At 31.2% G+C, this 12307-nt stretch carries 10 protein-coding genes; 9 read left to right on the forward strand and 1 reads right to left on the reverse strand.

Features of this window, described 5'->3' with window-relative positions:
- The 6 genes from ABID14_RS09830 to ABID14_RS09855 form a co-directional block, all read left to right on the forward strand.
- Positions 1-73 (forward strand): EF-Tu C-terminal domain-related protein (locus tag ABID14_RS09830; RefSeq protein ID WP_494338279.1); only part of this gene is annotated, 73 nt, incomplete at its 5' end.
- Between the two features lie 98 nt (positions 74-171).
- Positions 172-1077 carry a transposase gene (locus tag ABID14_RS09835; protein WP_354369550.1) on the forward strand — a complete coding sequence of 302 codons (906 nt, stop codon included), beginning with the start codon at positions 172-174 and terminating at the stop codon, positions 1075-1077.
- Positions 1078-1715: 638 nt separating this feature from the next.
- Positions 1716-3422 (forward strand): ABC transporter ATP-binding protein, encoded by a 1707-nt coding sequence (locus ABID14_RS09840; RefSeq protein ID WP_354369552.1) that lies wholly within the window; start codon positions 1716-1718, stop codon positions 3420-3422.
- The gene (locus tag ABID14_RS09845) at positions 3415-5160 is read left to right on the forward strand and encodes an ABC transporter ATP-binding protein (RefSeq protein WP_354369554.1); all 1746 of its coding nucleotides are present in this window, start codon (positions 3415-3417) and stop codon (positions 5158-5160) included. Before ABID14_RS09840 ends, ABID14_RS09845 begins: the two co-directional genes overlap by 8 nt.
- Positions 5161-5169: 9 nt before the next feature.
- Entirely contained in the window at positions 5170-6345 is a 1176-nt protein-coding gene (locus ABID14_RS09850) for an iron-containing alcohol dehydrogenase (RefSeq protein ID WP_354369556.1), read from the forward strand.
- A gap of 1101 nt (positions 6346-7446) precedes the next feature.
- The gene (locus ABID14_RS09855) at positions 7447-8811 is read left to right on the forward strand and encodes a sodium-dependent transporter (protein ID WP_354369558.1); all 1365 of its coding nucleotides are present in this window, start codon (positions 7447-7449) and stop codon (positions 8809-8811) included.
- 172 nt (positions 8812-8983) lie between these two features.
- On the opposite strand, the gene ABID14_RS09860 is transcribed toward ABID14_RS09855, so the two are convergent.
- On the reverse strand, positions 8984-9337 hold the full coding sequence (locus tag ABID14_RS09860) for a class II SORL domain-containing protein (RefSeq protein ID WP_354369559.1): 354 nt from the start codon (positions 9335-9337) through the stop codon (positions 8984-8986).
- A 119-nt stretch (positions 9338-9456) separates the two neighbouring features.
- On the opposite strand from ABID14_RS09860, the gene ABID14_RS09865 reads away from it, so the two are divergent.
- The 3 genes from ABID14_RS09865 to ABID14_RS09875 all read left to right on the forward strand — a co-directional run.
- Entirely contained in the window at positions 9457-10590 is a 1134-nt protein-coding gene (locus ABID14_RS09865) for a THUMP domain-containing class I SAM-dependent RNA methyltransferase (protein ID WP_354369561.1), read from the forward strand.
- Positions 10591-10620: 30 nt separating this feature from the next.
- Positions 10621-11706 (forward strand): SpoIIE family protein phosphatase, encoded by a 1086-nt coding sequence (locus ABID14_RS09870; protein ID WP_354369563.1) that lies wholly within the window; start codon positions 10621-10623, stop codon positions 11704-11706.
- Between the two features lie 393 nt (positions 11707-12099).
- Positions 12100-12307 (forward strand): hypothetical protein (locus tag ABID14_RS09875; protein WP_354369565.1); only part of this gene is annotated, 208 nt, incomplete at its 3' end.

Raw genomic sequence — 12307 nt, forward strand, 5'->3', positions numbered from 1 at the left:
AGGATTAAGATTCGCAATACGTGAAGGTGGAAGAACAGTAGCATCAGGCGTAGTATCAAAAATACTTGACTAATAAAAATAAAAGATAAAAAGAGGGGCTGTTGCAAAAGTCCTAAAATAAAAAAGGCGAGGAAATGAAAAAATCCTCGTCTTTTTTGATACAATGTATTTATGAAAAAACAAAAAGATACATTGTCATTAACTAATTTTACATTAATTAATGATACAATACAATTAAAAATAAACTTTAATACAGAAATATATATAAGAGATGATGTAAAATTAAGACTTGTAAAAAATATAATTGAGAGGATGAACTTATCAGAACTAAAAAAAGTCTATTCATCATATGGTAGAAAATCAGCTATAAACCCAGTAACAATGCTTCAAATATTAATATTCTGCTATTCAGAAGGAATATTTTCATCAAGAGCAATAGAAAAAGCTTGTGAATATGATTTAAGGATTAAGTACTTACTCGATACACAAAAACCACCAGACCATAGCACAATAAACAGGTTTAGACAGAAAATCGTAGAATTAACACCAAATATACTTAATCAAATGGTGCAGATTCTTATAGAAGAAAATCAAATAGATTTATCCAGTATCTACATAGATGGAACAAAGCTAGAATCTTATGCTAGTAGGTATAGCTTTGTATGGAGAGGTAGTATAGAAAAATTTCAAGAAAAGCTAAGAGTAAAAGCCATAAAACAATTAGGACTTAACGATAATTTGACCTCAGAAGAAGTCTTGGAAGCAGTAACCATCATTTTTAATGAAGTATCAAAAGAAGGAATATATATTTCAGAAACAGTCCAATACTATAGAGAAATATCCTTGAAAAATATAACATCACCAGAAGGGATAGAAGAAAGAATAAATAGGACAATCCAAGCAGAAGGAGCATTTTCTAAAATTAAAGATGGTTTATCATATAAAAGATTTAAACATAAAGGAAAATCGAATATAAAAAGCGAAATAAACCTTTTAGCCATAGCATTGAACCTAAATAAATTAGGAACAAAAATAATAAAAAATAACTTAGAAATCATAAAACACAAAGCTGCTTAAGAAAAAATTTTTCAAAAGTATAGCTTTATTAAGTGCACCCATTTTTAAGAGAAAAGGGCTAAATTTATCTAAAGAATATTTTAAAAAGAAAAAATACAATGGCTAAACTTGAATACTTAATAAAAAAATGATGTTACAGAGTAGAATCATCTATTCTGCAACATCACCTTTTTTTATTGTGTAAATAGAAGTGTTTTCTTATTTTTAATATTAAATTTTCTATTTTACCATTACATATTCTCTTCTCCATATGCAAGACTATTTATGCTTTTGCAATGCTTTTTAGTCGAGAAGACATTGGAAAGGGTAATGTAAACCACACAACTGTCATTCCGAGTGGAAGAAAATTATCACGAATTTTCTGTAATCGCCGTGTACTCGAAGAGTGAGGAATCTACCTGTAGTGGAGTAGTTCTGTAGAATTAAATAAAAGTCTTTTTTATATTTTATAAAATATCTTCATCTTCTCTTACCAAAGTTCTTGTTTTATTTACTTGATTACTTTTTCTATAAATTCTTTTAAAATGGGTAAATTTAGAATAATACATTATTAAAAATATTGTCCTTATATATTTAATTCTAATCTACTTTTTGTTCTAAATATATGAATGTGATAAAATATTTTTATTGGGGGAAGTATGAAGATATATAATGGTTTAATAAAATATAAATTAAGAATTTTAGTGGTTCTCCTCCTAACGTTTGGAAATGCTTTAGGAGAGCTTTTTTTGCCTAAGTTAATGTCTCTTGTCATTGATAAAGGTGTTGCTTATGGAGATACAAATTACATTATGAGAACAGGACTTGTGATGATAATTGTTGTTTTTTTGACTGTCAGTTGCCGAGCGTCAGCTGCTTATCATTCTTCTAAAACTTCTATGTCTTTTTCACGTGATTTACGCTATAAATTATTTAAAAAAATTAATTATTTGAGTTTTGATGATGTGGAACACTTTTCTATTTCATCTCTCATTACGAGAACAACTGAAGATGTAAACCAAGTTGAGCAGATGGTTCTAATGGCTTTAAGACCACTAATTAGGGGACCTTTAATGTTTGTTGGTGGTTTAATAATGGCTCTATCTACAAATTTAAAACTCTCTATTATTTTGCCTATTACTATACCATTTATTGCAGTAGGTCTTTATATTATTTTAAAAATTGGTATACCTTATTTTCCAATTTTACAAAAAAGACTAGATAAGATAAATGAACTGTTTAGAAGACGTCTAACAGGGCTTAGAGTTATTAGAGCTTTTTCAAGAGATGGTTTAGAAGAAAAGATTTTTGAAGAGGCAAATCAAAAATATACTCAAATGGCGATTAAGGTAAATAAATTACTTGTGAATATGCGTCCAGTTCTTACTATTATTCTAAATCTAGCTTTAGTATGTGTTATGTATTTTGGTGCTAAATTAATTGATATTAGAGAACTTGGTGTGGGTGAGTTGATGGCATATATCCAATATATTACACAGGTTCTTACGGCGTTAATTATGATGAGTTTTTTACTATCTTTAATACCAAGGACATATGCATCTATGAATAGAATTAATGAAGTTTTAGATTATAAGACTACTAAGACCGGCGGCAAGGAAAGACTAAATGAAAACATATATGAAATTAAAGGTAATAAGATAAATTTCGGTTATCCAGATGCTCATAGAAAAGTATTAAACAATGTTAGTTTTAATGTTAAAAAAGGTGAAACTCTTGGAATCATCGGTGGCACAGGCTCAGGTAAATCTACTCTATTGCGTCTTTTACTTCAATTTTATGAGCCTGGTTTTAATGAGTTATTTATTAACGGTAAAGATATTAGAAATATTAATAATTATGATATAAGGCAAAATATTTCTTATGTACCACAGGAGGCTTTTTTCTTCTCTAAATCTGTACAAGATAATATGAGATACGCAAACGAAATGGCCGATGCTACTAAAATAAATAATGCACTTGACTTTGCCAAAACGAGAGACTTTTTAAGTGATAGTGCTTTAGACAAATTTATTTCACGAGGCGGGGTAAATTTCTCCGGTGGACAAAGACAGAGGCTAGCCATAGCAAGAGCACTCACGAGGGACGCATCCGTGTATATTTTTGATGATTCGTTCTCAGCACTTGATTATAAAACTGATTATGAGGTAAGAAAGAGTATTAAAGATTTCTTATCTGATAAAATAGTAATTATTGTTGCTCAAAGAGTTGCTACTATATTAAATGCTGATAAAATTCTTGTATTAGAAGATGGTGAAGCTGTTGGTTATGGGACACATGACGAGTTGATGAGAAGTAATGAAGTTTATCGCGAGATAGCTTTAAGTCAGGGGCAGGATTATGAATAAGAAAAAAAATACTGTTTTAAGAATAATCGGTTATTTAAAATCTTATAAATTACCTCTATTTGCAACTATAATCTTCACTATTTTCACTTCTGTATTGCAAATTATATCACCTAAATTAATGGGGAATATTACAACTAGAATATTTGAGAATTTAAAAAATAAGGCAGCTATAGATTTTGAATTTATAATTAATATTTGTATAATTCTTGTAATAATCTATATTGTGCAAGGAATATTTGAATATTTCACAGGAAGAATTTTGGTTGGTGTAACTCAAAAATTAATTGCAAGACTCAGACGTGAAATTTCTGAAAAAGTAAGATACATTCCGACTGAATTTTTTGACAACAATAGCACTGGTGATTTGCTTTCGAGAATGACAAATGATGTAGAGACTTTGGGCAAAAACTTACAACAGACTGTTTCTTCTTTACTTTCTTCTGTTGTTTTGATTGTAGGTATACTTTTTGTGATGATAAAGATATCTCCAATTCTAACTTTAGTCTTTTTATTTACTTTACCTGTGACATATTTTTCAACAAAATATATTTCAAAAAAATCGCAAGGATATTTTAAGAAGAAATCGAAAGGTCTTGGACAGATGGTTGGTTTTGTTGAAGAGAGTTTTTCGGGTTCGGAATTAATTAAAGCCTTTAATTATGAATCAAGAGCTGAAAAAGAATTTTTAAAAATAAATGATAATCTTTACGAAGTTAGTTATAGGGCTAGTTTTATGACTGGAATAATGCTACCAGTAATGACATTTATCTCAAATATTGGCTATGTAATGCTATCTCTTGTAGGTGGTTTATTGGTAGTAAGAGGCAGTTTATTTATTGGCGATATTCAAGCTGTCATACAATATGTCAGAAAATTAAATGGTCCTATAGAACAATTAGCGGAGATGGCTTCAATTTTCCAAGCATCTATTGCCGCTGGTGAGAGGATATTTAAATTTTTAGATGTCAAAGAGGAAGAAGAAATTGTGACAGATGAAATAACAGGTCCTGTTCAAGATATAGTTTTTGATGATGTGAGCTTTTCCTATGAGAAAGATAGTCCTGTCATCAATAATTTAAATCTTTCTGTCAACAAAAATTCTACAGTTGCAATTGTTGGACCCACAGGGGCAGGTAAAACTACTATAGTAAATTTATTGATGAGGTTTTATGATATTTGCAGTGGACATATAAGAATAAATGGAGTAGATATAAATAATGTATCAAGAGAAAATTTAAGGTCTCTATTTGGAATGGTACTTCAAGATTCGTGGTTATTCAAAGGGACCATATATGAAAATATTAAATATGGTGATGAAAATGCCTCTAGAGATGAAGTGATAGAAGCATCTAAAAAAGCTTATTGTCACAGTTTTATAGAGAAATTGCCCAAAGGTTATGACACTATTTTAAACGAAGATGCATCTAATATTTCACAGGGACAAAGGCAACTTTTGACTATTGCACGTGCGATACTTTCCAATCCACAAATACTGATTTTAGATGAAGCAACATCCTCTGTAGACACGAGAACAGAAGCTTTAATTCAAAAAGCAATGAACAACTTATTGCAAGAAAGGACAAATTTTGTCATAGCTCACAGACTTTCCACTATAGTAAATAGTGATGTCATTTTGGTATTACAAAATGGTGATATAGTAGAAAAAGGCATCCATAGTCAGTTAATAGAACAAGATGGTATATATGCAGAACTTTATAATTCGCAGTTTAAAGAATAGGAGGTTTTTATGAAAGATTTTATTTGGAATGTAGACACAAAAATAATGTTTGGAAAAGATTTTTTGAAAGATTTACCTAATGAAATTCAAAAATATGGTGATAGAGTTTTGATAACTTATGGAGGAGGATCTATAAAAACTATAGGACTTTATGACAAAGTAATTAAAGTACTAAAAAAAGCAAACATATTTTATAAAGAGCTGGGTGGCATTGAGCCTAATCCAAGAGTAGAATCTGCACGTGAAGGTGTAAAAATTGTTCGTGAGAATGATTTGAACTTTATATTGGCTATTGGTGGCGGATCTGTAATTGACTTGTCAAAATTAATAGCAGGTGCCACATTTGTGGACGCCGATCCTTGGAAAATTGTAATTAAAGAGGAAAAAATTGAAAAAGCGCTGCCTATAGGCACAATACTGACACTTGCAGCTACAGGATCAGAAATGGATGCCGGGGGTGTTATAACAAATCCTGAAACAAAACAAAAATTAGGTTTCGGATCTCCATACACAACGCCCAAATTTTCTATACTAAATCCTGAAACAACATATTCAGTAAATGAAAGACATACCGCTGCAGGCGTTGCTGATATTATGAGTCATACTATGGAGAATTATTTCACATTAAATGACGGGGCTTATTTGCAAAATAGATTGGCAGAGGCTATATTAAAAACTTGTATTCATTATGGACCAATAGCACTTAACAATCCAACCAATTATGACGCAAGAGCTAACATCATGTGGGCTTCATCTTGGGCAATAAATGGATTATTAAATACAGGTAAAGATACTAATTGGTCAGTGCATGCTATGGAACACGAACTATCAGCGTTTTATGATTTAACTCATGGCATTGGGCTTGCAATACTAACACCAAGATTTTTGAATCATATATTGGATGATAGCACGGTAGATATGATTCGTGACTTTGGCATTAATGTATTTAATATAAGACCTACAAATGATAAGTTTGTAGATGCAAAAAAATCAATAGGAGCATTGCATGAATTTTTTGAACAACAAATGCATATACCAATGACTCTTGAAGAGGTTGGCATTGATGATGAGCATTTAGAAGAAATGGCTAAACGTGCAGCCACACATGCAGGTGGAACTATAAAAGGTGTCAAACAATTGACATCAGAAGATATTTTAGAAATATACAAGAAATCATTGTACTGATTATTACTAAAGTGGGACTTGGGTTCCACTTTTTTTTAAATTAAGAGAATAATTTTCACTCCTCATGTCATTCTGAGCGAAAGAAGAATAGTAAATTTGTGGTTAATAAATATTTATTAAAAAAAGATTTTTAATTATTCCTACAGAACGACTCCCATACAGGCAGATTCCTCGGCTACAAACCCTTCGGGTTTTCCGCTCGGAATGACAGTTGTGGGGGTCTTCGTGGCCTTTAGACTTCAATTCTCGGTAATTATTCTATTGTGTATTCTAATGACAATAGTAAATCTTAAATGAAATCCTCTTATAGTGTCATCTCGACTAAGTGAGCGGCAGCGAACGCATGGAGAGATCTGCATGTGACGTGGAGTATTTGTTTAGGTAAAAAAAGAAGTGTAATGGAAAATATAATAAAAAAGTCTTCTATTAATTCATGCAGAACTACCCCTATACAGGCGGATTCCTCGACTTCAAATCCTTCGGATTTTACGCTCGGAATGACAGTTGTGGGGGTCTTCGTGGCCTTTAGACTTCAATTCTCGGTAATTATTCTATTGTGTATTCTAATGACAATAGTAAATCTTAAATGAAATCCTCTTATAGTGTCATCTCGACTAAGTGAGCGGCAGCGAACGCATGGAGAGATCTGCATGTGACGTGGAGTATTTGTTTAGGTAAAAAAAAGAAGTGTAATGGAAAATATAATAAAAAAGCCTTCTATTAATTCATGCAGAACGACTCCTATACAGGCAGATTCCTCGACTACAAACCCTTCGGATTTTACGCTCGGAATGATAGTTGTGGGGGTTGTCGTTGCCCTTTCCAATGTTATCTCGACTAAGTGAGCTTGCAAACGCATAAAGAGTCTTGCTTGTAGTGGGAAAAATATGTAATGGTAAAATAAAAAAACTCTATTAAAACATCTCGCTAATTCTAAAAATCACTCTTTATCCATTTTAACCCCAAAAGAAAAGTCTGATAAACAAAATAAATATTTGGCACTTTAAATAAATAAATTTATTTTTTTCGAAATCTATTGCAATTATAGTAATTATGTTATACAATTCTCATTAAAATTATTAAAAAAGGGGAGGAATTAGTATGAAAGCAGAAAGTTCAAAAGGTCCCAGAGGAACCTTTAGTAACTTTGGATTTTTAATGGCGTCTGTAGGATCTGCCGTTGGTCTTGGAAATCTTTGGAAATTTCCATATTTGACTGGTACAAATGGAGGAGGTATATTCGTACTGATTTACCTCTGTATTTTGTTGACGGTGGGCTTTGCGTGTATACTTGGTGAAATGACAATAGGACGTTTTACAAAATTAAATCCTATTGGAGCATATAGAAAAATTGCTAAAAAATATACTTTTGCTGGAGTTATAGGTGTTGTAGTGGCTTTTTTAATAGTTACTTACTACAATATTATTGGTGGATGGATATTAAAATATTTTTTCTCTTATGTAATTGGGCAGTCAAAAGTATTGAGCACAAATTCAGAAGCTTTTTTTGGTGAATTTATTACAAGTCCTTTAGAACCTATTATTTGGACATTGGTATTTATTTTGATTAATTTATTTATTCTAAAGGCTGGAGTTATAAGAGGAATTGAAAGAGCAGCCAAATTTATGATGCCACTGTTATTCATACTTTTAATTGTTACCGCTATACGTTCTGTTACTTTACCCGGTGCCATGGATGGTGTAAGATTTTTCTTGAAACCAGATTTATCAGAACTATCCATGTCCACTGTTTCGGCGGCACTTGGCCAAGTGTTTTTCTCATTATCTCTTGGCATGGGAATAACCATAACTTACGGCTCTTATCTTTCTGATACAGCAAATCTCGAGAAAAATGCAGTCATGGTCCCACTATTTGACACTGCCGCAGCTATACTTTCAGGTTTTGCAATTTTGCCAGCAGTTTTTGCTTTTGGTTTTGATCCATCAGAAGGTCCAGGACTTATATTTGTCACTTTACCTTCAGTATTTGGTTCTATGCCGGGTGGATTTTTATTTGGAGCATTGTTCTTTTTATTGGTTTTATTTGCGGCAATAACTTCATCCTTATCTTTGTTAGAAGTACCTACTTCTTATTTGATTGATAATAGAAATTGGGATAGGAAAAAGGCAGTATATGTATTGAGCATAATTATATTTTTAATATCTATACCTGAATCTTTATCTAATGGAGTGTGGCAAACTAAATTTTTTGGGATGGCGTTTTTTGACTTTGTAGGTTATATTGCCGAAGCTGTGTTGATGCCTCTTTGTGGACTGATGATGTGCATTGTAATAGGTTATGTTTGGGGTACTGATAAAGCAGCTGCGGAAATAAAAAATAATGGATTGATGCCATTTAAATCGGAAATGTACTGGAAAATTTTAATTAAATATATAGCCCCAGTTTTAATTTTTGGTATCTGGTTAAACTCAACAGGACTGTTAGATTTATTGGGAATTAAATAAAATTATAATTAGGGTTAGGATATCTCGACAAATGAGAAAGTCCTAACCCCTTTTTAATAAAAATTATACAATATCTATTCAAAAATAGAATTATAAAAAATTTTCTAATTTTACATAATTTTAAGCAATAAAAAAACGGAGACAACGCCCCGTTTCTTTATAAAATATTAAATTATACTTCTGCTGAATTTTCCCAAAGACCGTGAATGTTACAATAACTTAATACATACACTTCGCCGCCTTTGTCAGCTTTAACTGTTGCTTCTGCACAAGGAACAGTTAGTAAATCTTCTTCACCATGAGCAGCAAATTCATATGAACCAACTTCAATTGGGAATTTAGCTCCTTCAGGTTTGAAGAAAACTTTAATCCATGCAATGTGGTGTTCTAGAGTGTTAGGGTGTTCGATTTCTTCCCCTACAAAAGCTTTAATTTTTAGAGCACCATCTTCTTTATCAATAGTAATTGCAGGAACGTGTTTTTCAGATTTCCAGTCTGCTGTTTGAATTGTTTCAGTTAATTTCATATATACCCCCATAAAATTTAAATATTTTTCTTACAAAATAATTATACCCTTTTAATAAAAAAATACACAAAAGTAAGACAAAGAAATTGAAATCTTGTATAATGGTATCAGAGGTGGATATGGAAAACATAAAATTAATCGCAACCACGAACTTCGGACTTGAAGCCATTACTAAAAGAGAACTTCAAGATTTAGGATACGAAAATTTCAAAGTTAGCGATGGCAAAATTGAAATAGAAGCAAAATTAGAAGACATCCCCAGATTAAATTTAAGGCTTAGAACAGCCGAAAGAATATTACTTTTAATTGATAGATTTGAAGCTACAACTTTTGAAGAACTCTTTGACAGAGTTTATGATATAAACTGGACTGATTATCTGAGGGAAGATGATGATTTTATAATCGAAGGAAGAAGTAGAAAATCAAAATTATTTTCAATTTCTGACTCTCAGAGAATAACAGAAAAAGCAATCATAGAAAAATTAAAAACAAAATATAAAATTTCATGGTTTGAAAAAAGCGGTCCAAGAGTTAGAATAGAAGTATCACTTTTAAATGACATAGCCGATATAACTATAGATACATCAGGTGATGGGCTACACAAAAGAGGATATAGAGAAGTTAATTACAAAGCTCCATTATCCGAAACAATAGCTGCAGCACTAATTAAACTTAGCTATTGGAATAGCGATAGACTTCTAGCTGATCCATTCTGTGGGTCTGGAACAATACCTATAGAAGCAGCTATGATTGGTAAAAATATTGCACCTGGCTTAATGAGAAAATTTGATTTTGAAAAATTTGCATTTTTAGATGAAAGTTTTTTCAAAGAAGAAAAGAAAATTTGTTATTCTGAGATAGATTATGACAGAAAATTATCAATAACCGCATCAGATATATCCTATAAAGCTATAGAAATAGCCAAAGCTAACTCGGAGCTTTTAGGTTTAGAAGAAGATATATCATTTTTCCAAAAAGATATAAGAGAGTTAGATTTACCTAATGACTATGGAGTATTAATCACAAACCCTCCTTATGGAGAGAGAATTGGCAAAGAAGACGTAGATGAATTAAATGCAGAATTAGGTAAATTGTATAAATATTTAGACACTTGGTCTTTCTATATTATATCTGCAAATGAAAAATTTGAAAAAAACTTTGGAAAAAAGGCACATAAAAATAGAAAATTGTACAATGGAAGATTAAAATCTTACTACTATCAATATTTTGGTCCAAAGCCAAAAAATAAATAAAAAGTAGTAATGGTAGCATGAGGTGGTACCGTGAGCGAACAATTAAATGACAAAAAAATAGACCTACAAGTATTAAACGGGATTGCTGACTTAATTAGAGTATTAGATCTAAATGAGAAAGTAATTTTTGTCAACCAAGCTATGGAAGAAATGCTGGGCTATGATAGCAAACAATTAGTATGCCGAATAGGTGACGATGTATTCAATCCAGCTATTACCAAAAGAGCCTTGCAAACAGGCGAGGTAATACAAAGAGAAGAAAATATTGGCAATTCTATTTTTTCTGTAAAATGTTCCCCCATAACTGGCGATTATGGAGAAATAATTGGAGTAGTTGAAGTTTTTAGAAATGTAACTATGGCACGTAAACTACAAAAAGAAATGATAGAAAAAAATAGAACTATGACCAATGAGACAGCAGCCGCTTCAATAATACAGAGAACAATGCTGCCAGATAGAGGTTTTGAAAAGAATTTAAAAGTAAACTATATATATAGACCTTCCAATATATTAAGTGGAGATATGTTTGATGTATTTGAAATAGATAAAGACAATGTAGCCATATATATAGCTGACTCTGTAGGGCATGGCTTTGCAGCATCTATGGTAACAATGTTTATCAAATCAATGATAAGAACATCAAATATGAGAATATTACTTTCACCTAGCGAAATGCTAAAATCAATTTCAGAAAGATTTACCACATTAAGGCTCGAGATAGAAAATTACTTCACATGCTTTTATGGAGTTTACAATAGAAAGAAAAACTCTTTCAAATATTCTAACGCAGGTCATATGCCACTACCTATGCGAATAAGAGATAGCGAAGTAACAAAACTCGAATCAAGTGGATATCCAATATCTAGATTTTTCGCAAAACCAGAGTACCACGAATATTCAATAGACATATTTGCCGGTGACAAACTCCTCCTCATGACAGATGGAGTAATAGAAAATAGAAATAGCAACAAAGAAGCATATGGTATGCAACGAGTAGAAGATATAGTCAAAGAATTAAATATTGATATACTAGAAACCTTAGAAAATGATTTATTGGATTTCATAGATGGAGAGCAGACAGACGATGTATCGGCACTGCTCATTAATATATGGTAAACATCAATTTAATTTTATATTAAGTAATAATTTTAAACTGATATTAGCATTAGTTATATAAATATTAATAAAATTTAGAAAGTAAACTCACTTATGTGGGTTTATTTTTTATTACAAAAAAGTTAAAAACAATTCCATTATTTTATAGTAAAATATTGTATTTATTAAACATAATTCTTTCTCGGTTGTAGAATAATTAGAAATATTATAATAAAATGATTGGTAAATATATGGTAAAAATTTAGTAAATAAAGTAATTTGTAAAACGCCAAATCAAATGTTACAAAATGATTAAATTTTCTAAAAAGTGATTAAAATTGGACTTTTTTGCAAATTAAAGGGTATAATGATGATAAGGGAAAATGTTTTTAAATTATTATAAGGAGGTAAGCTATGAAAAATAAAAGAATAATAAGTTTAATACTAGCCCTTATTATGTTATTGGCAGTGCCTGTGGGCGTTTTTGCAGAGGAAGAATTAACAAATCTTGTTACAATAACTTTTGCAGCAGGTGAAGGAACAGGCACAATGAAACCAGTTGAGGTGGAAAAAGACACAGAATACACTTTACCAGAAAATAAATTTACAGCACCTGATGGAA

It is taken from the genome of Peptoniphilus olsenii, assembly GCF_040545475.1.
GTDB classification, from domain to species: Bacteria; Bacillota; Clostridia; order Tissierellales; family Peptoniphilaceae; genus Peptoniphilus_A; species Peptoniphilus_A olsenii.